Below are 24,598 nucleotides of genomic sequence, written 5' to 3'. Positions count from 1 at the left end.
CTTTGCCGCCCAAGCGCAACGCGCTGACGTGGCTGGCGCGTCATGACCTTGTCGCCCTTGGTTGGCGGGCTGCGTTCCGGCCTGATCTGGGGTTATGACCTGACCGCGGGTGGGGCGACCGGCCTCGATCGGACCGACCTCGACCTGCCACTGACCCGCGCCGCCGAGGCCGACCTGCGCTGGCTGCACGTCAATTTGACCGACCAGTGGACGCGGCGCTGGTTCGCCGAAGCGGGCAGCTTGCCGACGGCGGTCCGGGATCTGCTGCTGTCGACCGACCGGCACCAGCGCGCGTTGATCGATAATGGCACCGTTGCCTGCATCATCCATGATTTCGAACGAGAATTCGACAGCGACGTGGTCGGCGGCGTCGGCTCGCTGACCTTCCTGATCCAGCCGGGCCTCATCGTCACGGCTCGCCTGCACCCGATCCGTGCGGCGGACGTCGTGCGCGACCGGATCCGCGCGAGTTCGCGACCTTTGACCACGGCGGCCGCGCTCGATATGCTGATGACGGCGATCGCCGAGGTTAACCACCGCATCGCGGTCGACCTGACCGCTGTCGTCCAGGCCGCCGAAGATGCACTGCTCGACGAGGGCCAGCAGCCGGATGCCCGGACGCTGGTCAAGGTGCGCAAGCAGGCGATCCAGCTGCACCGCCAGATGGCCGGCCTGACCGATGTGCTGCACCGGCTCGAAGCCGATGAGGAATTGCCGATCGAACTCGAACCTTCCGTGGTCAAGCATGCTCAGCGCATGGCTTCGTTGGACGCCGATGTCGCCGGGATACAGGCCAATCTCCGACTGCTTCGCGAGGAGCTGGAGATCCAGACCGCCAGCCGGACGAGCCAGAACCTGTACCTGCTGTCGATCCTCAGCGCGCTGCTGCTGCCCGCGACCCTGGTGACCGGCATCTTCGGGATGAACACCGGCGGCTTGCCCTGGACCGGGTCGCCGAGCGGCAGTGCCGTCGCCGTCGGCCTGGTTGTCGCGTCATCGGCGCTGGTCTATCTCTGGCTCCGAGCACGCGGCTTCTTCAGCCGCTAGACCACAGCACTCACTTGCGAAGCTTCGTCGCGGCGACCTCGTCGAAGGCGATCCCCTGCAGCGCCTTCGCGACAGCCGGGGACAAGCCGATCTCGCGCGCGGCGCTTTCCTTCACGCCGAGCGAGCGCGGGTCCACCCCGGTCACACTGGCAAAAACGACCAGCGCCTCGAGGTAATATCCCGCGGCGCTGGCGTGATAATAGTCCCAGGACCAGAGATCGACCTTGCCGAAGTCGGTCCCGTCGTAGGGATCGGGATCGGCCACACCAGCGTCGAACGCCCGGATCCAGCTCTGGCCGACCGGGATTGCTGCGTTGATGGTGCGGAATTCGCGAACCGCCATCGCATTCGCCGCAGCGAGGTCGCCGACCATCGCTGTGATCGGCTTGCCCGACCATGGACTTCCGGGCCGATAGGTCAGGTCGGCGCGCGACCAGGTCGTCACCAGGTCGACGGTCGCGTTGGGATTGGCCGCCTTGAACATTGCAGCAAGTTGCCCGGCGGCGCAGACATGTGTCTCAGGATTGCCCGGCCGGGCCGCGTCAAGCGTGCTGTAACCCTGCAGGATGACCACGTCCCAACGCCCCGCGAGCGTGTCGCGCTTGGTCTCATAGTGGAAAGCCAGGCTCTTGCCCGGGGAAGTTTCGAGGCTGACCTGCCAGTCGAGGCCTGATTCGGTGGCAAAAGTCTTGAACAGCGCCGGTACGCCGCCGATGCCTTCGTGGTTGAGGTCGGTGACGCGGTCCGGGTGAAAGGTCTGGACCGGCGAGTTTGCGCCGAAGGTGAAGCTGTTGCCGACGAACAGGATCGTTCGCGCATCGGCTGCCCCCGCCAGCGTGAGCGCGACGACAGCGGCGGCGAGGCGGTTTCTCATCCAGCCTTCATAGCGAGGTCGGTCGTCCAGAGCGAGGGCCGGGCGGCACCCTACCCTGCCCTGCGCGGCAGAGTCTCGGGCAGCCGCCACCACACTCCGGCTGCCATGACGAAACAGATGCTGGCCAGCGCCATGCCGGTCACCAGCCCGAAATGCTCCGATATGCCGGCGGTGATCAACGGCGCGAAGAAGCTGATGATCCGACCCCAGTTGAAGATCGATGCCGCGGTCGAACGCAGGTGCAGCGGGTATAGTTCGGTCAGCCAGGGTCCCCAGATGACGCTCGAGGATATCGCAAAGCCGTACAGGAAACCGGACGCCGCCAGTACCGGTACCGAAGTCGGCACGCGGAGGTAGCCTATGATCAACAGGGCGGCGAACAGAAACCCCAACGCCCCGACCCGCCGGCCATAGCGATCCGCCACCCAACCCCAGGCGAAGCCGCCGAGGCAACTGCCCCAGAACTGCCACGAGACGATGGTGCCGACCGCCACGCCGTCGAGCCCTCGCGCATTCTTCAGATAGGTGGTGACCCAGCCGGTGAAGGCCTGGTAGGCGAAGAAGTTGAGCCCGCACATCAGCACCAGCAGCATGGTCTGGCGCCGGACCTCGGGCCTGAACAGTTCCAGCACCGGCAGGCGCCGCATGGTCGCAGTCGGGCGGACGCCGCCATGCGGGATGATCCGTCGATCGTCGGGCATGACCAGCAGCGCGAGGAACGAGATCGCGGCAGGGAACAGCCCGACGTACATCAGGATGCGCCAGTCCCGGTCGAGCACCAGCGCGCCGGCCGCACCGAGCAGCGCCACCGCCGCGTTGTAGACCCCGAGCGCTACGCCAGCCAACCGGCCGCGGATCTCTTGTGGGAATAGCGTGACATAGATGCCGACGGTGATCGGGTACATCGTCCCGGTGAAGTAGCCGAGTGCGAAGCGCTGGGCGACGAGCATGGGGTAGGTCGTCACATAGCCGCCGGCGAACAGCAGCAACCCATAGCACAGCATCACCACGACCAAGGCGTTGCGGCGACCGAAGCGATCGGCCAACTGCCCGTTGACGACGGCACCGAGCAGCGCGCCCGCCGCCTGCGCGCTGTACATCGAACCGGCCTGCGTCAGCGTCAGATGCAGGTCTTCGGCAACATAGGGCCGCAGGATATCGACCGTGTTCCAAGACCAGGCGTAACAGAAATAAGCGATCAGCAGGAAGGCGAAGGCGCAAATCCGCCGCCACAACGGGATCGATTCAGCGGTCCGCCAGCCGTCGTCGAGAGCGCCAGCCGCGAGCGTCACCGCCGCGCGACAGGTTGCAACGCCGCCATCCGCGCGAACACGTCCAGCCCAAGCTGCGCGAGCAGGTCGGGGATGTCGATGAACACCCAGTTCTCGGCCAACCGATCGCCATCGCGGCGCCAGAAGTCCATGACCCGCATGGTGATCGGCTTGTCGGTCGGCGGCAGGCCGAGCCACCCGCCGCCGCTGTGGGTCGCGCGAATGCTGGGCCAACCGGTCGAGGCGACATAGCTGCGCTCACCGATGCGGCAGCGATGATTGCCGCCGATCCGGTCGGGGAAAGCGGTCAGGAACGGTCGCTGGTGGCCGCGCTCGTAATCGGCATGGCCACGGAAGCTGCCGATCGGGGCCGGTCCGAACCACCAGAAGTCGCGTGTCCAGAAGTCGACCATCGCCATCGAGGCAAGGTCCTGCCCGTCGTAGCGCATCAGCCCGGCGATCATATCCTCTACCAGCTTGAGACTGTACGCCGCTTCGCTCGGCGTTCCCGGCGCTGCGGCAACGCCGTCTCGCGTCGCGGGCCCGGGGGGCAGGATCGACCGACCTAGCGGCCGGGCGAGCGGCCAGACACCGGCCTGCATCATTAGGTCCGGCAAGTCGAACAGCAGTATCATCTCGACGACGACACCGTCTTCCCACCGGTCGAAGCGCCCGAAACGCAGGAACGCCGGGGCGCCGGTCGCCGGGATACCGAACAGCGGCTTGGCAAAGATCCCCGCAAGATGACCGGTGCTGGCGGTCCAATCGCTGCCGGAAAAACTGCCGCCGATCAGAATGTCTAGCCGCTCCTCGAGGCCGGCGAAACTGTCGAGCAAAGGCGCGATCAGCGCGGATCGCACCGCATCCCGGCCGTCGGCGCGGTCCAGCGGGCGGCATGAGTGCAACGTCACGTCCGCAGCCAGGACTGCGAGCAGCGCCTCGGCGCCATCCTCGGATAACGGCCGGTGTCGGGACGACGCGTCCATCGAATTCCTCTCTTTGGGCCGTCATATTGACTTCGAAACCACCTGCCGTAAAGCCGAGATACGCAGCGAGGATACAAGCGAATGAGCGATCGGATCGTGGATCGACACGCATCGGCGACGCCGGAAGTGACTGCGATACCATCGCTGTACGGTCGCGACATCGGCGAGCTGCTGGCGCCACAGGGTGCGCGCCGCCAATTTCTGCCCGGCTTCGACGATGTTTACGCCGATATCGTTGATTACATCATTCGCTGCACCCATCGGATCTGGGAGCAGAAGGACATCGGCCTGATCGAGACGCATTACTCGCCGGATTGCCGCATGCACCTGATGACCGGGCCGATCGAAGGCGTCTCGGGTGTAGTAGCGAACACAGTCCGCACTCTCGCCGCCTTTCCCGACCGGACTTTGCGCGGCGAAGCGGTCATCTGGTCCGAGGAAGGCCCAGGCCGTTACCTGACATCGCACCGCATCGGCAGCAGCGGCCTGAACCTTGGCGCCACCGAGTTCGCGCCGGCAACCGGTCGTCGCGCCACCTTCCGGACCATCGCCAACTGCCTGTGCGAGCGTAACCTGATCGTCGAGGAATGGCTGGTACGCGACAACAGCGCGTTGTTGCTCGACCTCCGCCTCGATCCGCGCGCGGTCGCCAAGGCGCAGGCGCGGCAGGATCGTGACGCTGGCGGTCCAGCCGAGTGGCGCCAAGCCTTGATGGCGACGATCATGTCTTCACCCGCCAGCCATTACGTCGGCGGGCCCCTGCCCGATCCCATGACCGATACCCGGGCCTTTGCGCATGCTGTGTTTTCCAGGATCTGGGACCACCGACAGTTCGGGCTGGTGCGCGATGCCTATGACCCGGGGGCGCGCTGCTATGGCCCCGGCGCCCGGGAATTGTTCGGGCATGGCGAGATTACCGGATGGCTGGCAGCACTGCTGGGCTGCATCGGCGATGCCAGGATTGTCGTCGATCATGTCGCCAGCGTCGTCGTTGCAGAAGGCCAGCTCGACGTCGCCGTGCGCTGGTCGCTGGCCGGCACGCATGACGGCGTCGGCATGTACGGGGCGCCGACCGGGAGGCCGGTCTATATTCTCGGCGTCACGCATTGGCGCGTCGCCGCCGGGTTGATCGTGGAGGAGCATATCGTCTTCGACGAGGTCGCCCTGCTGCGCCAGATTGAAGGCGGATTGTGATGATGAGCCTTGCCGAACTGGAAACAGAAACGGTCAACGACCGGCGGTTAGACCTGATCGACTCCACCCACTTGTACCGCGCCACCGTCGAGGACGCCTTCGGCACAGTCCATGGGCGCGAGGCTGTGCGGGACCGGCGGATGGCCGAGGCACAGGCAATTGTCGGCGACGGCATCTCGATCCAGGTGGATCTGGGCGACATGATCGTGTTCGAAACCGGCGCGGGCTGGTCGGGCCACCGCTGGGCGCGTCGCGAGGGCGACCGGATCGTCGGCGAGACGTTGATCGTCGACGCCGGCCTGCGCGCCATGAAGGCCGGCCTCGACGTCGGAGCCGAGGCGGCTGCCCTTGGTGGCGCCCATCCTGCTCATGCTGCGCTCGGTGAACTCCGGCCCGGGCGAGGCCAGCTTGCGGAGGATAAGGCTCCTCGGCTCCCGCATGACTGGCCGGCAGGCGCCAAGGACGCAGCCACCCTGCTCCACCGCGTCTGGAACACGCGCGCGATCGGACTGATCGACACCGGACGCTGGATCGGACCCGATGGCTTGTCAGGCGACGCTGCCATGCAGATGCGCTGGACGGCGGACCTGATGGCGGCACTGCCCGACATCGTCCTGCTATTCGAGCGCGCGATCGTCTCCGGAGACCGGGTGGCGATCCTGTGGCGCCTGCACGGCCATCACCTCGGCGAGGGGCTCGGCCATACGCCGACCGGCAAGCGGGTTCGTGCCTTGGGCAGCAGCGTCCTCACCATCGCCGACGGTCGCGTTGTCGAGGACCGGACCATGCTCGATACGCTGGCGCTCCGGGCCCAGCTGCACCGACCGGAAATCAGCTACACGGGACGCTGAACCGATCACTATGCGAGAGTGGTTGACTGCGATGCCATGCCGAATGTGTCTTGGTAGCAACAGGCGCGCGATAAACCTTCGCAGCCAATGGGTGACTGCGATTGCACTCGGCGTCGCTCTGGGTAACGTTACGGCATGACGTAGCGCTGGATAGGCCAGCCGCCGGGAGAACAGCATGAGCATCCAAGTCTCCGTCGCGTCGGTCCTGGCGCTGCTGCTGGCGACCGAGGCAGCCTATGCCCAGGACGCTGCGCCGCCAGCGCCAACGCCAAACGCCGCCGAGGCCGGAATTGCCGACATCGTCGTGACGGCGCAGCGCAAGACCGAGAACTTGCAGGACGTGCCGCTGTCGGTCACGGCGCTGGACGGTGGTGCGTTGGCGCGCAACGATATTCGCGACTTGTCGCGTGTCGAGGTGCTGACGCCGGGCTTCTCGTTCGGTCGCTCCGGCTCCGACGCCCGACCCGCCATCCGCGGCGTCCGGACCGAGAATGTCGCCGCCTCGGGCGACCCCTCGATCGGCTTCTATGTCGACAACATCTATCAGAGCCGCGCCGCCCAAGCGAACGTGCCCTTCGTCGACGTCCAGCAGGTCGAGGTCCAGCGCGGGCCGCAGGGCACGCTGTACGGACGCAACACCTTCGGCGGCAACATCACGGTGGCGAGCGCTGCCCCGACTTCGGAGTTCGCAGCCGGCATCAACCTCACCTACGGCAGTTATGACCGCAAGCGCGCCGATGGCTTCGTCAACGTCCCGCTCGGCGAGTCCGTGCAAATCCGCGTCGCCGGGCTGCGCGAGAAGATGGACGGCTACGTCAAGGGGATCGACGATGCCCATGACATCTACAATCGCGACACCAGTTATGTCCGGGCATCGGCGCGCTTTGCCCCGGTCGGCAGCGGCTTCGAGGCGATCCTGCGCTATAGCTTCTGGCGCGAGAAGGGCACCGGCGGCGGCGCTTTCGGCTACCGTGTCGGCGGCATCTTCGTCGATCCGACGACCGGCGCGAACAACCTCGCCGGCGTGCCGCTGCTCGTGAACCCCAAGGCGCTCGACGGCATTCCCGACATCGGGGCCGTCGACAAGGGCTTCCCGATCATCGGCGGCAAGCTCTACTACCCCGGCAATGTCATCCTGCGGCAGGACCTGCAGCAGCATCAGGCTAGCGCCAATCTCTCGTACGACCTCGGACCGGTCGTGCTCAGATCGATCACCGGCTACACCGACTTCAAGGTCTTTCGAAACGCCGACAACGACTTCAGCCCGCGCGTCACCAGCTTCGATGCGCAGGACGACCATCTCCATACCTTCAGCCAGGAGGTCCAGATCGCCTCGTCGGGCTCCAGCCGCTTCTCGTGGATCGCCGGTGCTTATTTCCTGCACGACAACATCTTCAAGGCCGACTTCTACAGCCTGACCGAAGCCCAGCCGAACTCGCCGCCGGCCGGTGCCGTCGTCAACGCCCATCCGCTGGTCAAGTCCTACGCCGGCTTCGGCCAGGCGTCCTATTGGTTGATGCCCGACCTGCTCCGCCTGACCGGCGGGGTGCGATATTCGCACGAGGAGAAGGACGTCGAGCGCGAGCAGGCGACGGTCGTCAACGGTCGCATCACCGGTGAGGCGCCGAGCATCAACGCCGCGACCGGCCTGCCCTTCCCGCCGATCGAACTCAGCTTCAACAAGGCGACATGGCGCGCCAACGCCGAATTCTATGCGGCCCGGCGCAACATGCTCTACGCGACGGTCTCGACCGGCTTCCGCTCGGGCGGCTTCAACAGCGGCAACTTCACCAACCCCGCCATTCCGGGCAGCTTCGCCCCGGAGACGGTCACCGCCTATGAGATCGGGTCGAAAAACCGCTTCCTCGACAATCGGCTGCAGCTCAACGTCGCCGCCTACATCAATGAGTTCCGCGACCTGCAGGTGCAGAACCAATTCCTGATCCCGGCGGCGGGTGGCGGCGTGACCACTAGTTCGGCCATCCTCAATGCCGCCCGTGGCCGCGCCAAGGGCGTCGAGCTCGAAGCCGAGTTCGTGCCGGTCGACAGCCTGACCTTCGCCGGATCGGCCACCGTGATGAGCGCCAAGTACAGCCGCTACGCCGCGGTTCCCGCACCGGCACTGTACACCACCCCGGCCATCAGCGCCTCCAACCCGACCGGCGGTTTCAATCTCAGCGGCAACCGCATACCCTACCAGCCCAAGCTCAAGCTGACCGGCTCGGTGCGCTATGCGTTCGACCTGGGCCAGTCCGGCAAGATCACGCCGCAGGTCACGGTGTTGTACAGCGGCGCCTATTACCTGACCGACTTCAACACCTCGCTGGATCACCAGAAGGGCTTTGCCAAGCTCGACCTGCGTCTTGGCTGGACCTCGGCTAACGACCGCTTCAGCGCCGAGGTCTTCGGCAATAATATCTCGAACAAGGTGACGCTGAACCGTGCCACGTTCGGGTCGGGCGGTCTGAACCAGAACTACGATGCGCCGCGGATGTACGGCGTACGGGTCGGCGCGAATTTCTGATCAGCGGTCCCGCCTTGGTCGTGGCGTCGTCGCGCATCCTGGCTTAGACCTCAGGGCGATGACGTCAAACCGCAAGCCACGCCAAGCGCGGCGCACGATCACCTGCTACGACGTTGCACAGCGCGCCGGCGTCTCGCAATCGTCGGTGTCGCGATCCTTTCGCGCCGACGGCGTGGTGGCGCGGGCGACCCGGGTCCGGGTACTGGCTGCGGCAGCCGAGCTTGGCTATCAGCCGAACGCCTTCGCGCAGGGCCTGATCACCAAGCGGTCGAACCTGGTGGCGATAATCCTCGCCAAGATCACCAACCTGACCTACCCCGAGATGCTGGCCAACCTGACCGACAAGCTGTCGCAGCGCGGCATGCGGGCGCTGCTGTTCACGCTCGACAGCAATGCCGTGCCTACGGATGTCCTGGAGCAGGTCTGGCGCTTTCGTGTCGATGGCGCGATTGCGATCGCCCAGCTGACGCCCGACCAGATCGACGCGTTCGCCGACCATGACACACCGTTGGTCCTGTACAACCGGATCAGCGACCGGCCCGTCGGCTCGGTCTGCTGCGACTCCATTCGCGGCGAGGCGATGCTGGTCGACGGACTGCTCGCTGCCGGTCACCGCCGCATCGGCATTATCGCCGGGCTCGAGGACAGCCACGTCGGCACCGAGCGGCTGGAAGCAGCACTCGGCCGGTTGAAGGCCGCGGGCTACCCGGTCGCTGCGGTGGCGCGCGGCAACTACGACTATGCCAGCGGCCGCGACGCGCTCCGCGCCCTGATGGCCGAGGCGGGTACGCTGGACGCCGTCGTCTGCGCCAACGACCTGATGGCGATCGGCGCAATCGATGCAGCGCGCGACATGGGCTTGCGCGTCCCGGACGACCTGTCCGTGGTCGGCTTCGACGGCGTCGGTGCTGCGGACTGGACGGGCTACCGGCTGACCACGATCCGGCAGCCGGTCGAGCACATGGTCAGCGCGACGGTCTCGATGCTGTTCGAACATATCAGCGATCCGGACCATCCTGCCGAGCGCCGCCTGTTCATGGGCGAGTTTGTCCGCGGTGGCTCTGCCCGCATCGCTTAACGACGCCGCGCTGCAATAGTGCGATCAAGACCGGCGGCGCAGCAGTATCAGAGTTGCTCGTCCGAAAACCAGAGTGGAACACTAATTCGCCGACCGGCATCGGCTGCCAAAATCCATCCAGATATTGGTCGCCTAAAGCACTCGGCACAGCAAAGACGAACCAGGATCGCGACCAACCTTGCCAGCCGTAGCCTCGCCAGACATGATGAAGCAAGAATCCGGATCGAAGGACACGCGTCGATGAAGCATAGTTCCGGACTCGAACCGCTCGAACGGCGGATCGTTCAAGTGTTACAGGCCGACGCGTCGCTTAGTCATGCCGAACTGGCCGAACGCGTCGGCTCATCGTCGGCATCGTGCTGGCGCAGGATCAGGGCCCTTGAGGTTGCCGGAGTGCTGTCCTCGACGGTCCGGCTGGTCAATCCCGAGCGGGTCGGGCGCGGCGTCAGCGTGATCTGCAACATCCGCATCAGCAGTCATGCTCGCAATATCCGGATCTCGTTCGAAGAGTTCATCCGGTCGCGTCCCGAAGTGATGGAATGCTACTCGATGTCCGGCGAATGGGATTATCTGCTCAGGGTCGTCGCCGCCGATGTTGCCGACTATGAGAATTTCCTCATGCAGACGTTGCTCGACCATCCATCGGTCGGCGGCGCGTCCTCGCACTTCGCCCTGTCGACGACGAAGTACACGACGGTCGTTCCCGTCTAGACGCGCTCACCAGATATCTGGAACCCTGCCCCTACGCGGCACTCTCGAGCGGGCTGAATGCAGCTCAAGCATGGCGAAAATCACATCCAGATTAAAACGGCTGCGATGAAACAAAAAATTGATATTCAGCCGTAAGGCGGAAGAAATGTTACAACATTCCTATTCTCGAACTAAAAAGAGATAGGATGTTTCACGATCCTCGCGTTATCATTCGATTGCGAGGACGGGGTGCTGGCCAGGGGAACCAGCTTTTTCGGGAAGCGTGAAATACGCGGCCGGATCCAAGCTTGCAGCAACGCAACATCGGTCATTCCGCGACTTTTCGTGATCGCGGGACTGCGTCTACTGGAGGACAACAGATGCAATAGCCGCGTGAGTGCAATTACAGCAGCGCGATGGGAACGCGCTTAGCAGACTAGTTCAGGGGCTCACGACCGTGAAATGATCGCAAAAAGCGACGTTCGTGGTTCGGGAGCAAAGGGGAAGTTATGAAGCACCTAATCAACTCGGGTAGCTCGCTTATCGCGATCGCTACGATGACGCTCATCTTGCCGCACGCGGCACGAGCGCAGGCCGCACCTTCCGGTGCACAGGGTACGCCGCAGACGATCGCATTGCTGTCTGCTGACGATCAGGCTGCCACTGCGATTTCCCCCGGCCCCTCCAACGCTGCTGCTGCGGCCGCTGCCGATGAGGACATTGTCATCGTCGGATCGCAAATTCGCGGTGCTTCGACCAGTGGCGCGCTACCGGTCTCGGTAGTGTCGCAGGACGAGATCGCCGCCACCGGCGCGGTATCCGCCAATGAACTGTTTCGCACCATACCTCAGGCCGGCTCGGTAACCTTCGGCAATCCGACCGGCGGCGGCCAGAATGGCGCGCGCGGCGACGTCTCGACGATCAGCCTGCGCGGCCTTGGCCTCGGGACGACGCTGGTATTGCTCAACGGCCGTCGCGTCGTTTCCCATCCGACCACGGTGGCCGTCGACGGTGCCCCTCAACAGTCGTTCAATATCAACGCCATCCCGGTCGGCGGCCTGGAGCGGATCGAAATCCTCCGCGACGGCGCCGCGGCCCTGTACGGCTCCGATGCCATCGCCGGCGTCGTCAACACCGTGCTTTCGCAGAACCTCCAGGGCGCCTCCATCGACGCGCAATATGGCTTTGCCGAGGGCACGCACCAGAAGGAAGGCACTCTGAACGCGAGCTACGGCTCGGACTTTGCCGGCGGCCGCGGTCACTTCTCGGTGATGGGAACGCTCTACGCCCGGAGTTCGCTGCTCTACAGCGACCAGACCTACACGGCGACCCAGGACGTCCGGTCGTTCATCAGCGACCCAGCGTTTGCCAGCAATACCGCTTTCGACGGTCGCCAGTCGGCCTCACCCTGGGCGCAGTTCCAGGTGCCGGGCAGCGTCGGCGTCATCCGGCAGAACGGCGTCGCCCTGACCAGCGCCGGCGGCATCTTCCATCTCCAGCCGACGACCAACGTCGGCTGCCAGGCACCGACCGCCTATGCCGGCGTCTGCTTCGACGACGGCGCGGTGACCGGCAACGACGACCGCAACTTGCGCCAGGAAATCTGGAAGAGCTTCCCGAGCACCACCATCACGCCGCGCGCACGCCGGGCAAATGTCTTCCTGTTCTCCAAGTACGACCTCACCGACGGCGTCCAGCTGTTCACCGAAGCGAGCTATTACTACGCCAAGACCCGGGCGATCGACGCCAACGCCACGGTCGTCGCGGCCTTTCCGATCACCGTCGCCGCCAACTCCTACTGGAACCCCTTCGGACCGGTCGGGTCGGTCAACCGCCTGCCCGGCCTCAACGTCTCCGCGGCCGGCGTACCGGTGACGATCACTTCGCTCGGACCTGTCGATGTTGGCCCGCGCGAGGTCGAGGTGACCAACAACCAGTACCGCTTTCTCGCCGGGCTGCGGGGCGACATCGGCAACTTCAGCTGGGAGTCGGCAGCGCTCTACTCCGAGGCGACCGTCAAGGATGTCAGCGACGCGATCAGCAACACCCTGCTGCAGCGGGCGATCAACCGGACGACGCCCGACGCCTACAACGTCTTCGACGGTGGTGATCCGGCCAATCCGAGCGTCGGCGACAGCACGCGCAACCTGCAGTCGACGATAGACAGCTTCATCGTCAAGGGCATCCGCAAGAACAAGAGCACGCTGGCGCTGGCCGACCTTAAGGTCTCGAACGCCCACCTGCTCTCCCTATGGGCCGGCGACATCGGTTTTGCCACCGGCGTCGAGGTACGCCGCGAGACCTATGTCGACGACCGCGATCCGCATCAGGACGGCACCATCGTCTTTACCGACAGCGTCACCAACCAGGTCCTCGCAACCGACTTCGCAATGAGCAGCCCGAGGCTCGACGTCCGGGGCAAGCGTACGGTGCTGTCGGCGTTCGGCGAGCTCGCGATCCCGATCATCGACGCCGACATGCACATCCCGCTGGTGCGCAGCATCGATGTCCAGGTGGCGGGTCGCTACGAGCGCTATAGCGACGTCGGCGATATCGCCAAACCGAAGGTCGCGGTGTCGTGGGATGTCGCGCTGGGGTTGAAACTCCGCGGCTCCTGGTCGGGCGGCTTCCGCGCCCCCAACCTCGAGGTGCTCAACATCCCCGCCGCGACGCTGACCGGCAACGGCAACATCGACTATGTCCAGTGCGAAGCCGATCTGCGAGCCAAGCGCATCACCAGCTTCGCCGCCTGCAACCGGACGTTCACCCTATCCTCCAGCATCAGCGGCAATCCCGACGTCAAGCCGGAGAACTCGACCTCGACATCGTTCGGCTTCGTCTTCCAGCCCGAGTTCATTCCCGACAACTGGGGCCGGATCACCTTCACCGTCGACCGCTTCGAGCTGAAGCAGAAGAACGCGGTGAGTTCGCTGAGCAACGCCAATCTGCTGGCGCTCGACTATCTCGCGCGCGTCCAGGGCGGCGCCACCGATGCCGTCATCCGCCGGCCGGTCACCGCCGACGACATCGCCCTGTTCGCCGGCACCGGCATCGCTCCCGCCGGCCAGCCGATCGGCCTGACGACCCGCTACGACAATCTCCAGCCGCTGCAGGTCACCGGCATCGACTTCGGCGTCAGCTACGTCTCGCCGACCACCCCGTTCGGGCGGATCAACGCCTCGGTCAGCGTCAGCAAGATCTCGAAATACCTGCAGGAAGCACTGATCCCGCAACAGCAATTGCTCGACGCAAAGGCAGCCGGCACGATCAACAACGGCTTCGTCATCGCCGGGGCGCAGAACCTCGTCGGTCTCAACAGCCGTCCCAAATGGCGCGGGTCGGGCACCGCTACCTGGACACTCGGCAATCTGCAGGTCGGGACGTTCGTCCAGTATATCGATGCCGTCCGGCTGACGGCGATCCTCGACGCGAACCGCAACCTGTTCAGGGTGAAAAGCCAGACGACGGCGAATCTCTACGTCCAGTACGCCTTTGATAAGGGTGGCCTGGCCGGCGCAAAGATCACCGTCGGGGCGCGCAACATCTTCGACAAAAATCCGCCGATTTCCAGTGGCGGTTATCTGGCCGGGCTCTATGCGCCACAGGCGCGCTATTGGTACACCAGCGTCGGCTACAAATTCTGACTTTCGAGACGAGCGTCGAATCCTGCGTCCTCAAGCAATTATAGGATATTACCTCGATGAAACTGACCTTCACGATCCTGGCGAGCGCCAGCGCCCTGGCGATCGGCGTGCAATCATACGCCCAGACGATGGACCCGGATTTCGCCAAGCAGGTAAAGGAGTGGACGACCCGGCCCGAGTTCATGAGCCCGCTGGTCGACCATCTGCCGCTGTCCTCGACGATCCCCTCCCCCAAGCAGGCGTTCGGCGATCACGTCGGCGTCCCCAACAAGCTGCACAGCCAGGAGCAGATTGTCGAATATTTCCGCAAGCTGGCGGCGGCTGCCCCTGACCGCGTGAAGATCCTCGTCCTCGGCAAGACCAATGAAGGTCGCGAGAACGTCATAGTGATGATCTCAAGTGCCGCCAACATGGCCAGGCTGGAGACCTACAAGGCCAATCTCGCGCTGCTCGCCGACCCGCGCAAGACCAGCGCCGCCGACGCCGCGCGGATCATCGCCGACACCAAGCCGATCTACCACCTGACCGCCGGTCTCCACAGCGCCGAGACCGGCCCGCCCGAGATGACGATGGAGCTCGCCTACCGCCTGCTCACCGAGGATTCGCCGCTCATCCAGAAGATCCGCGACAACCTCATCGTCGCGATCAGCCCGGTGCTGGAGGCCGATGGCCGCGACCGCTATGTCGACTGGTACCACCAGAGCCTGATCGACGAGACCAACGACCTCGATAAGCCCGGCGGCCCGCCATATTGGGGCAAGTACATCTACCACGACAACAATCGCGACATGAACTTCTCGGATCCGAGTGCCCGGCAGTTGCTGCAATATTACCTCGAGTGGCATCCGCCGATCATGCACGAGCTGCACGAGTCCGTGCCGTTCCTGTACACCTATAGCGGCCAGGCCCCGCAGAACCCCGATCTCGATCCGATCCTGTACGGCGAGCTGCCGTTCTACGCGAATTTCGAGATGTCGCAGCTGACCAAGTTCGGCATGCCGGGCGTCTGGACCCACGGCTTCGTCGATGCCTGGTCGCCGGGCTACGTCGGCTTCATGTCGTCGAACCATAACGGCATGCTGCGGATGTACGAGACCTTCGGCAACGGCGGCGCGACGACGATGCTGCGCCACGTCGACAATGGCGCAGAGCAGACCGGCGCGCGTGGCGGCAATCAGCTGCAGCGTGACTGGTTCCGCCCGTCGCCGGCCTATCGCAACGTTATGTGGTCGATGCGCAACAACACCAACTACATGGAAACCGGCGTGCTGACCGCGCTCCAGCTCGCATCGACCTTCCCCAACGTCATCCTGGAAAATTATTACCAGAAGAGCGTCAACTCGGTGAAGGCCGGACAGTCCAAGGCGCCGTACGCCTATATCATCCCGGGCGGCCAGGCGGACCTCAGCCGGGTCAAGTTCGTCGTCGACCAACTGCTGATGCAGGGCGTCGAGATCGGCAAGACCAGCGCCACGGTCGAGGTCAAGGAGGGCAAGTACCCCGCCGGCTCGCTGCTGGTGAAGCTGGACCAGCCCTACGGCCGCCTGGCGAAAACCCTGCTGAAGCTGCAGGACAATTATCCGAACGACAATCTGACGACCTATGACGACGCCGCCTGGACGATGGGGCTGATGACCGGCACCAAGATCGTCGAGATCGCCGACAAGTCGGTGCTCAAGGTCGCGACGACCAAGGTCGACAAGTTCGACACCCCAGGCACGTTCGGCTCGGCCGGTGCCGGCGGGTTCGTCGTCCTCGACACTGGCTCGGTCAATCTCGCCGTGCTTCGCTACCGCCTTGGCAACGTCGCCGTCCGCGTCGCCGAAAAGGCCTTCAAGATCGGCAAGACCGACGTTCCGGCCGGCTCCTTCATCGTCCCCGCCAGCGCCAGCTCGACGCTGCGCCCGCTGGTCGAGGAGCTTGGCCTGACGACGATCGCCGCGCCGGCCAAGCTCGACGTCACGACGCACGAGGTCAGCGTGCCGCGCACCGCCGTCTTCACGACCTGGGGATCGACCCAGAGCGTCGGCTGGGTCCGCTACGCCTTCGACCAGTACAAGACGCCCTACGACCTGATCTACAAGGAGCAGGTCCGCGGCGGCAATCTGAGCGCGAAGTACGACGTCATCATCATTCCGAGCCAGGGGCGTTCGGCGCAGGACATCGTTTTCGACATCCCGATGAAAGGCAAACCCCTGCCCTACAAACCCAACGATAAGTTCAAGACTCTGGGCGCCTATGGCTCGTCGGACGATATCCGGGGCGGCATGGGCAGCGAGGGCGTCACCGAGCTGCGCAAGTTCGTCGAACAGGGCGGCACGCTGATCACGCTGGGCAACGCGTCCGCCGTGCCGACGTCGTTCGGGCTGGTCGACAGCGTCACGGCCGCCAACGCCAGCGGCAGCTTCAACGCGCCGGGCCCGATCGTGAAGGCCAAGCTGCTCCAGCCGCTCAGCCCGATCTTCTTCGGCTATACCGAGGCGACGGTGCCGGTGCGCTGGGCGACCAACACGCTGTTCACGATCAAGCCATCGTCGCGCAGCCAGGTGCTGATGGAGTTCCCGGGCGGCAAGGCCTCGGTGATGAGCGGCTTCATGAAGGGCGCCGAGGAGGTCCGCAATCGCCCGGCGATCATCAATGTCCCGACCGGCCAGGGTCGCGTGCTGATGTTCGCCACCAACCCGGTCTGGCGCTGGCAGACACTGGGCGAGTACCGCATGCTGTACAACGCCATGCTCAACTGGAAGTCGCTGGGCGGCGTGACCGGCGAAGCACCGAAGCGGCCCGAGCCCAACGTCTCGCTCACCGCGACACCCGAGCAGGACGACGGCTCCAAGGCCCCGAACCGCGGCGAATAGGCGACACTGCCGAGCCGGAGTTGCTGCCTCTAACGGGTGCAGCTCCGGCGCAAGCCTGCCAACTGACGGCGCGTCGGGGCACGAGGAAGTTGAGCCCTAGGCCGGCATCGATCATCGCATACCCATGTCGATGCCAAGGAGCGGCACCTAAGCCAAGAAGGTTGGTTAGACGGACAAACCGCTATAGTCGGCAGTAATGAGGGCAAGACCTTGACGATCGCCGACCCCGGCGCTGCAGATCCGGTCGGATCGTCGATACCAGCACACGGTCTGATCGGTGCGCTGCGTGCGCCGCTCGTCGCCGGGATCGATCACGCCGGTGTCGTCGCTCGTATCGAGGGTGAAAGCGGCTGGTCGGCGCGCTTCATCTTCATGACGCTGATGTCGGCCGGGATCGCCGTGCTGGGCCTGTTGCTGTCATCCCCGGCGGTCGTGATCGGGGCGATGCTGATCTCACCGCTGATGAACCCGATCCTAGGGCTTGGCTTCGGCCTGGCGACCTTCGATTTCGCAGAGGTGCGGCGATCGTCGATCGCGCTGGCCGGCGGCGCCGCGCTAGCCGTGATGTTCACGGCGCTGATCGTCCTGGCCTCGCCGCTCAAGGCCCCGACCGCCGAGATCCTGGCGCGCACCCGGCCCAATTTGTTCGACCTGCTGGTGGCACTGTTCGCGGCGCTGGCCGGCACCTTCGCGATCATCCGCGGTCGCGGCGAGACTATCGTCGGCGTCGCCATCGCGACCGCCTTGATGCCGCCGCTGGCAGTCGTCGGCTACGGCCTCGCTACACAGAACATGCCGGTCTTCATCGGCGCCCTCGAACTATTCGCGACCAACTTCGTCGCAATCGCCCTGACCGCCACGGCGCTGGCGCGCTTCTACGGCTTTGGTCACACGCTGTCGGCCCGGCAAAGCATGATGCAGACGACGTTGCTGATCTCGGCGTTCGTCGTGCTCGCTGTCCCGCTGGGGTTCGCGCTGCGCCAGATTGCCAGCGAGGCCGTGGCGGTCAACCAGGTCCGCGCGCTGCTGACCGAGCGCTTCGGTGCGCAGGCGCGAATCAGCCAGCTCGATGTCGATTTCGCACGCGACCCGCTGGTCGTGCGCGCCGTGGTGATCGCGCCGCGCGGAGCCCAGGTCAGCAATGCCACCTTGCGGACGGCACTGGCCACGAAGCTCGACCGTCCGATCAACCTGCAGCTCGACCGGGTCCTGTTGGCGCCCGGTGCCGATGCGCTTGCCGCCCAGCGCGCCGAAGTCGAGAAAGCCCAGGCCGTCAGCGCCGCGGAACAGGATGCGGCGGAGGTTGCCAATCTGGTCGCACTGGCCGCAGGCACGACGCCTGCGCGTGTCGTCCTCGACCGTGACCATCAACGGGCGACCACGACCGCAACGCCGCTGCCCGGCGCCGGTCTCGCCGCTTACCACGCGCTCGAGAGGCGCGCCGCCGCCGCCGCCAAGGGTTGGGACATCGTCATCGTGCCACCGTTCGCGGCACTGCCGACGGTGCAGTTCGCCGACAGCAGCGACGTTCCGGACGACCGCGCCCGCGCCGCGGTGTCACTGTCGGCATGGGCAGCGCGACGCTGGAACGCACCGGCGCTGATCGTGCCGGGTCTGCCGCCGCGCGGCTTCGTTCCCGCCCGTCCCCGGCTTGCCGAACGTCGCGCGCTGGCGATTGCGGCCCTCCTTAGGGGCGAAAACCTTGCCACGGTGTCGGCGCCGCCGCAGGGTCAGGTCGTCAAGCTGGGCATCGCCTCGTCCGGGCTGGACCAGCCATGACCGGTCGTTCGACGATCGCGCCAATCGAAGTCCCCGCCATCCCGATTGCCTTGGCCAGCAGCAGCGAACGCTTGCTGCGCCGGCAAACACAGCGGAACTGGAGCCCTCCCGTTTGACGCCGGCATTGCTCAGCACGCTGATCCTCGTTTTCAGTCTCATCCTGTTTGTTTCCGAGAAAGTCCGGCACGACCTTGTCGCGCTGCTCGCGCTGTTCGCCTGCCTGGTGACCGGGCTGACGACGCCGGCCAAGGCACTCGCGGGGTTCGCCGACCCGGCGGTGATTGCCGTCGCGGCGGTGCTGATCGTCGGGCGCGCGGTCGAACTGTCGGGCGTTGCGGCCGCTTTCGCGCGGACGATCGTGCCGGCGACGGCGGGCTTCGCCGTCCGCCTGTCGGCGCTGCTGCTGGTCGGCGCCGCCTTGTCGGCCTTCATGAACAATATCGCGGCGCTGGTCATAACCATGCCGATCGCCACCGAGATCGCCCGCCAGAGCAAGCGCGCCCCGGCCGCGACGCTGATGCCGCTGCCTTTGCGACGATCCTCGGCGGCATGACGACGCTCATCGGCACGCCGGCCAACCTGATCCTGTCGTCGGTACGCGAAGCCGAGCTTGGGACGCCGTTCGGGTTTTTCCAGATGGCGCCGGTCGGCGGCGCAGTGGCGGTCGCCGGCCTCGTCTACCTGACGACGCTTGGCTGGCGCCTGTTGCCGATCCGGCAATCGGCGCGTGAACTCGCCCGCGCACCTTGGCGCGTGTTCGAGCTGACCGTGGCAACCGCCGTTCGTCGTGATGTCATGCTGGCGCGATTGCGCGACGCGTCGGTGCGGTTGCTGGCGACCTTCAGGGGTGACGTCCGGCTGCCGGCGACCGACACCTTCGCGGCCGCCGATACGATGCTGCTGCTGTCGCGAGGCAACCAGTGGAGCGTCGCCGAAGCGACCGGCCTGACCAGTGGCCTCGACCCCACGCTGGTGGCCGACGGCGTCACCGCGCGCGTCGCAGTCGCCCATGGATCGTTCCTGATCGGCCTGAGCCATGACGCCGTGCGGGATCGCAGCAGCAACGCGCTGGCGGTGGTTGCCGCCGGGCCGAGGGCTGCGCGCCAGCGCCTGCCGCTCGAGACGCTGCGCATCGAGGCGGGGGACCAGTTGTTCCTGCGCGGCGCGCCGGACGCCATCGCACGCTTTGCCACCCGCGCCAGGCTGCTCGAGATCGACCGGCTCGATCCGGTACCGGTCGACCGGCGACGCGCGCTTGCGATCCTCGGCATCTTCCTGTGCGCCATCGTCGCGATCGTCCTTGGGCGTGTTTCACCAGCCTTGGCCTTTCTCGCCGCGGCGGCGGTGATGGCGGCGACCCGATTGATTGCCAAGGAGGAGATCTACGGCTCGATCGACTGGAGCATCATCGTCCTGCTCGCGGCGATGATCCCGGTCGGCCAGAGCTTCGAGACCAGCGGTGCCGCGGCGACCGCGGCGCGGCTGCTCGCCGGGGCGCTGGCGGGGGCGCCGCTGCCACTGGTCCTGATGGCGATCTGCGCGGTGACGATCCTGCTGTCGATCTTCCTCAACAACGTCGCCACCGCGATCATCATGGGGCCACTGGCCATCGACGCCGCCGGCCTGCTCGGCGTCAGCCCCGACGCCGCGCTGCTCGCCGTGCTCGTCGGCGCCTCGGCCGACTTCCTGACGCCGATCGGCCACCAGAACAATTTGCTGGTGATGGGGCCGGGCGGCTACCGGTTCTCCGACTATTCACGGATCGGCGCGCCGCTCGTGGTGCTGGTCGTCGTCATCACCGGCGGCGTGCTGACGCTCGGCTACGGCTGAGCCGGCAAGCTGCGGGTGCCACACTGCCTCCCGGCGGCAGTGCCATCGGGCGCGCGGTGAAGCCGAATTGGCACGACGGCCCGGGTTACGCGTGGCATTGATAGCTCTCGTCCCGAAAGGCTGCCCCGTTCGATGCTGCTGACTGCTCTTGCCTGCATCGTTGCGCTCGCGGTGACCGCGCTGCTCAGCTTCGGTCCGCTGGCCCGCTCGACCGGCTGGAAGGCGACGGTTACCCCGCTCGCCTCGATCATCGGCAGCGGCTTCCTGATCTGCGGGCCGCTGCTGGCGCGCGAATTCGGCGCGGCGGCGCTACCGGCGATGGCGGTGCTGCTCGCCCTTGCCTACGCCGTCGGGGCGGTGATCCGATTTAACATCATTCATGTCGAGAACCACGCCGCGACCTTGACCATGAACGATCGCTTCGCCTGGGCGATGCGGGTCGGGCAGTTCCTGCTGGCGATCGCCTATTCGGTTTCGGTCGCCTATTTTTTGAAATTGCTTGCGGAATTCGTCCTCAAGTCGCTGCCGTTCGAATTGGGCAGCCATGCGCTTGTCGCCAACGCCCTGGTCACGGCGATCATCGTCGGACTGACGCTGCTGACTTTTTCCGGCGACCTCAAGCGCATCGAACACGCCGCGCACGCGACCGTGGCGGTCAAGATCGGCATCATCGCGGGACTGCTGACCGGGCTCGGCTTCTGGTGGGCCGGCCACTCCGGCGTGGCGCTCGACCTGCCACCGGCGGCAGTCTCGTTCGCCAGCCTGCCGCTGCTGCTCGGCCTGCTGATCACGGTGCAGGGGTTCGAGACCTCCCGCTATCTCGGTGCCAGCTACGATCAGGCGACGCGGGTCCGCACCATGCGCTATGCCCAGTGGCTGTCTTCGGCGATCTATCTGGCGTTTCTGGCGCTGCTGACACCGTTCCTGGGTCGGGCCGCGCAGGCGGAGGGTGTCGCGGGCATCCTCGATATCATGGCGCTGGTCGGCACCGGTCATGGGGGTGTTCGTGCTCGTCGGCGCCGTCTCCAGCCAGCTCAGCGCCGCTATCGCCGATTCGATCGGCTCGGGCGGGCTGATCCTCGAAGTGTCGCGCCGAAAGCTTTCCGTGCGGACGGCGTTCGTCGTGGCCAACGCGCTGGCGGTGGCGGTGGTCTGGCTGACCGACCCGTTCGAGGTCATCGCCCTGTCGTCGCGCGCCTTCGCGTTGTTCTATGCGGTCCAGGCGGGATTGGCGTTCTGGGTCGCCCGGCGGACGCAAGTCGGCTCGCCGCTGGCCAAGGCCGGTTTCGTCGTCGTCGGACTGATCTGTCTGGTGGCCGCGCTGGTCGGCGCACCGGCCGAGGGGTGATCGAGCGATGAACGCCCGGATCAGGCAATTCATCGGCGTGCTGGCCGACACCTTTTGGCTAGTGCCGGCGATACTGGTGGTTTTCGGCATCTCACTGGCGCTCGGGCTGGTCGCGCTCGACCGCAGCGGGCTCGTCCCGCAAGCACTGATCGACAGCCCCTGGCTCTACAATGGTGGCGGCACCGGCGCACGCACGCTGCTCGGTGCAGTCGCCTCCTCGACCATCGGCGTCGCGGGCACGGTGTTCTCGATCACCATCGCCGCGCTGTCGCTGGCGGCCGGCCAGATGGGACCACGCCTGCTGCGCAACTTCGTCAGCGACCGCGGCAACCAGTTCACGCTCGGCGCCTTTCTGGGCACCTTCTCCTACGCCCTGATGGTGTTGCGCAGCGTCCGAACCCAGGACGAAGGCGTCTTCGTTCCGCACGTGTCGCTGACCGTCGGCATCCTGCTGGCCTTCGTGTGCGTCGGCACGCTGGTCTATTTCGTCGGCCACATGGCGGGCCGGATCAACGTCGATACGGTGATCGAGCTGGTCAGCGAGGATCTGCGCATTGCAGTGGAGACTCTGACCGACGCCGAGCCGCGGTCTTCGGTGGAGTGGCAGGAGCTCGGCGATGCGGCGATCGCGATAACCGACGCGCGCCGCGGCTACCTCCAGGAACTCGACCGCGAACGGCTCGCCGACTGGGCCGCCGCTCACACGGTCCGGATCGAACTGCTCGTGCGACCGGGCGATTTCGTCTTTCCGGGCAGCGCCATCGCCCGTGCCGAGCCGGCAACCGATGGCATCGACGCGGCGATCCGGCGCGCCACGGCCCTCGGCGGCCAACGTGTCAGTCGCGTCGACCTGGAGTATCCGGTCCGGCAACTCGTCGAGATCGCCGTGCGGGCGCTGTCGGCGGGGATCAACGACCCGAACACGGCGATCAGCGTCCTCGACCGGCTTGGCGCGACGCTGTGCGACATCGTTCCGCGTCACCTGCCGACCGGCATCGTCTGCCGGGACGGCGTCGCGGTGCTGCGTGCGCCGGCGACCGATTACGACGGCCTCGTCGACGCCATGTTCAACACGATCCGGCAGAACGCCGCCGGCAGCCCCGCCGTGCTCATCCGACTGGTCGAAGTGCTGGGTGCAGTCGCGAGCTACGAGCCCGAGCCCGGGCGGATCGCGGCGTTACGGCGCCATGCGGCGCTGGTCGTTGCCGATGCCCGGCGGACAATCGACGCACCTGCCGACCTCGCCGACCTGCTGGCGCGTCAGGCGCGCTCCGGGCTCGCCTGATCGGACGCCGCCGGCACCGTGAGGAACCGCTTCGCCAGGCCATGGTAAAGCCGCTCCGGGCAGACCCAGTTGGCGGCAAAGTCGGCGATGATCGCGGCGAGGAACAACGGTAGCAGCAGCCCGCGGTTGGCCGTCATCTCGGAGACGATGATGACGCCGGTCAGCGGCGCGCGGACGACCCCGACGAAGTAGGCGACCATGCCGATGACGACGATCGCCGGTGCCTCGTCGGTTGGGAACGGCATCGCCAGCAGGCCGCCGAGCCCTGCCCCCGTCGCCAGCGACGGCGCGAAGATGCCGCCCGGCAACCCGGACAAGCCGGTCAACAACGTGCTGATTAGTTTCGCCGGGGCAAACCAGATCGGCTGAGCACCGCCCTCGAGCAGTGAGCGCGCCGGCTCATAGCCGGTGCCCCAGGTCAGGCCACCGCTGGCGACCGCGATCAACGACACGCCGATGCCGCAGACCAGCGCGACCAGCACCGGGCGACTGCCGATCCTCGGATGCTCGCGAAGCCAGCGCGACAGCCCGAGGAAGGCGCGCGAGAACAGGCCGCCTGATACGCCGCCAATAACCCCCGCGACCGGCGCGATCAGCAAGGCGGGGCCAGTTGCCAGCGCCGCGTGGACCACGCCGAAATAGACATAGTCCCCGGTGACCGAGCGGCTGATCAATCCGGCCGCGACGACCGCGCCCATGACCAGCACGGCGAGGCGCTGCTCGTAGGCGGCGGCAAGTTCCTCGATGGCGAAGGCAACGCCGGCCAGCGGCGCATTGAACGCACCGGCGACACCGGCCGCGCCTCCCGCGATCAGGACGCCCGAGGTCAGCGGCACCCGGAAGATCCGGTGTGTCATGACCATCAGGGCCGCGCCGATCTGCACGGTCGGGCCCTCACGCCCGACCGAGGCGCCTGCGATCAGTCCGCCGAGCGTCAGCAAAAGCTTGGCGGCGGCGGTGCGCATCGACACGAGGCCGCGCCCGGACAGGTTCTCGACATTGCGCGCCACCGCGATGACCTGGGGGATGCCCGAGCCGGCAGCGGCAGGTGCGAAGCGGCGCGTCAGGTAGACGAGCGCGGCGAACAGCAGCGGCGTGACCAGCAACGAGGTCAGGATCTCGCGCCGCATGAACCCCCCGAGCCGCTGCTGGATCAGGTCGGCGGCAGCGGCGAATCCGACCGCGACCAGCCCGATCAACAAAGCGCCGGCACCCGCCGCAGCGCGGCTGCGCCACACCGGTCCCAGGGCAGCGATCCAGACGGCGTGGATTTCGGATTTGGTTGTGCGATCCATCGGGTCCGATAGCAGATAAGCCAGCCAACCGCACGCAACCCGGG

At 66.1% G+C, this 24,598-nt stretch carries 15 protein-coding genes and 1 pseudogene; 12 read left to right on the top strand and 4 right to left on the bottom strand.

The window, feature by feature from the left end; all coding sequences use genetic code 11:
• Positions 1-42: 42 nt before the first annotated feature.
• Positions 43-1,047, top strand: a complete 1,005-nt coding sequence (locus ACOFKW_RS13915; RefSeq protein ID WP_419814737.1) for a CorA family divalent cation transporter — start codon at positions 43-45, stop codon at positions 1,045-1,047.
• Positions 1,048-1,057: 10 nt separating this feature from the next.
• Here the strand turns inward: ACOFKW_RS13915 and ACOFKW_RS13910 are convergent, their stop codons facing one another.
• From ACOFKW_RS13910 to ACOFKW_RS13900, 3 genes are read right to left on the bottom strand one after another with little or no spacing between them, the layout of a single operon-like run.
• Positions 1,058-1,921, bottom strand: a complete 864-nt coding sequence (locus tag ACOFKW_RS13910) for a PEP-CTERM sorting domain-containing protein (RefSeq protein WP_419814736.1) — start codon at positions 1,919-1,921, stop codon at positions 1,058-1,060.
• 50 nt (positions 1,922-1,971) lie between these two features.
• Positions 1,972-3,213, bottom strand: a complete 1,242-nt coding sequence (locus ACOFKW_RS13905) for an MFS transporter (RefSeq protein ID WP_419814735.1) — start codon at positions 3,211-3,213, stop codon at positions 1,972-1,974.
• Positions 3,210-4,178, bottom strand: coding sequence for an ester cyclase (locus tag ACOFKW_RS13900; protein WP_419814734.1), 969 nt, complete (start codon positions 4,176-4,178; stop codon positions 3,210-3,212). Before ACOFKW_RS13900 ends, ACOFKW_RS13905 begins: the two co-directional genes overlap by 4 nt.
• A gap of 81 nt (positions 4,179-4,259) precedes the next feature.
• Here ACOFKW_RS13900 and ACOFKW_RS13895 point away from each other — a divergent pair, with 81 nt between their 5' ends.
• The 11 genes and pseudogenes from ACOFKW_RS13895 to ACOFKW_RS13845 all read left to right on the top strand — a co-directional run bounded on the left by ACOFKW_RS13895 (position 4,260) and on the right by ACOFKW_RS13845 (position 23,259).
• A complete protein-coding gene (locus tag ACOFKW_RS13895; protein WP_419814733.1) occupies positions 4,260-5,372 on the top strand; it encodes an ester cyclase in 1,113 nt (370 codons plus the stop codon).
• Positions 5,372-6,223, top strand: coding sequence for an ester cyclase (locus ACOFKW_RS13890; RefSeq protein WP_419814732.1), 852 nt, complete (start codon positions 5,372-5,374; stop codon positions 6,221-6,223). The genes ACOFKW_RS13895 and ACOFKW_RS13890 overlap by 1 nt, the downstream gene beginning before the upstream one ends.
• Positions 6,224-6,398: 175 nt before the next feature.
• Positions 6,399-8,747 (top strand): TonB-dependent receptor, encoded by a 2,349-nt coding sequence (locus tag ACOFKW_RS13885; RefSeq protein ID WP_419814731.1) that lies wholly within the window; start codon positions 6,399-6,401, stop codon positions 8,745-8,747.
• Positions 8,748-8,805: 58 nt separating this feature from the next.
• A complete protein-coding gene (locus tag ACOFKW_RS13880) occupies positions 8,806-9,825 on the top strand; it encodes a LacI family DNA-binding transcriptional regulator (RefSeq protein ID WP_419814730.1) in 1,020 nt (339 codons plus the stop codon).
• A gap of 240 nt (positions 9,826-10,065) precedes the next feature.
• Positions 10,066-10,536, top strand: coding sequence for an Lrp/AsnC family transcriptional regulator (locus ACOFKW_RS13875; protein ID WP_419814729.1), 471 nt, complete (start codon positions 10,066-10,068; stop codon positions 10,534-10,536).
• Between the two features lie 536 nt (positions 10,537-11,072).
• Positions 11,073-14,159 carry a TonB-dependent receptor domain-containing protein gene (locus tag ACOFKW_RS13870; RefSeq protein ID WP_419814728.1) on the top strand — a complete coding sequence of 1,029 codons (3,087 nt, stop codon included), beginning with the start codon at positions 11,073-11,075 and terminating at the stop codon, positions 14,157-14,159.
• A 56-nt stretch (positions 14,160-14,215) separates the two neighbouring features.
• Positions 14,216-17,017, top strand: coding sequence for a M14 family zinc carboxypeptidase (locus tag ACOFKW_RS13865; protein WP_419814727.1), 2,802 nt, complete (start codon positions 14,216-14,218; stop codon positions 17,015-17,017).
• 255 nt (positions 17,018-17,272) lie between these two features.
• Positions 17,273-18,796: a DUF389 domain-containing protein gene (locus ACOFKW_RS13860; protein ID WP_419816952.1), complete on the top strand. Its 1,524-nt coding sequence runs from the start codon at positions 17,273-17,275 to the stop codon at positions 18,794-18,796.
• Positions 18,693-20,626 (top strand): annotated as a pseudogene (locus ACOFKW_RS13855) (SLC13 family permease). Before ACOFKW_RS13860 ends, ACOFKW_RS13855 begins: the two are co-directional and overlap by 104 nt.
• Before the next feature lie 132 nt (positions 20,627-20,758).
• Complete coding sequence (locus ACOFKW_RS13850; protein WP_419814726.1) at positions 20,759-21,985, top strand: hypothetical protein; 1,227 nt, start codon at positions 20,759-20,761, stop codon at positions 21,983-21,985.
• Positions 21,982-23,259 (top strand): DUF2254 domain-containing protein, encoded by a 1,278-nt coding sequence (locus tag ACOFKW_RS13845; RefSeq protein ID WP_419814725.1) that lies wholly within the window; start codon positions 21,982-21,984, stop codon positions 23,257-23,259. The genes ACOFKW_RS13850 and ACOFKW_RS13845 overlap by 4 nt, the downstream gene beginning before the upstream one ends.
• On the opposite strand, the gene ACOFKW_RS13840 is transcribed toward ACOFKW_RS13845, so the two are convergent.
• Positions 23,235-24,554, bottom strand: coding sequence for a chloride channel protein (locus ACOFKW_RS13840; RefSeq protein WP_419814724.1), 1,320 nt, complete (start codon positions 24,552-24,554; stop codon positions 23,235-23,237). The two genes, ACOFKW_RS13845 and ACOFKW_RS13840, sit on opposite strands and share 25 nt — an antisense overlap.
• Positions 24,555-24,598: the final 44 nt, after the last annotated feature.

It is taken from the genome of Glacieibacterium sp. (genome assembly GCF_965200405.1).
Classification (GTDB): Bacteria; Pseudomonadota; Alphaproteobacteria; order Sphingomonadales; family Sphingomonadaceae; genus Glacieibacterium.
Note: the sequence above shows the minus strand (reverse complement) of the source record. Positions and strands in the feature narration are given on the sequence as shown.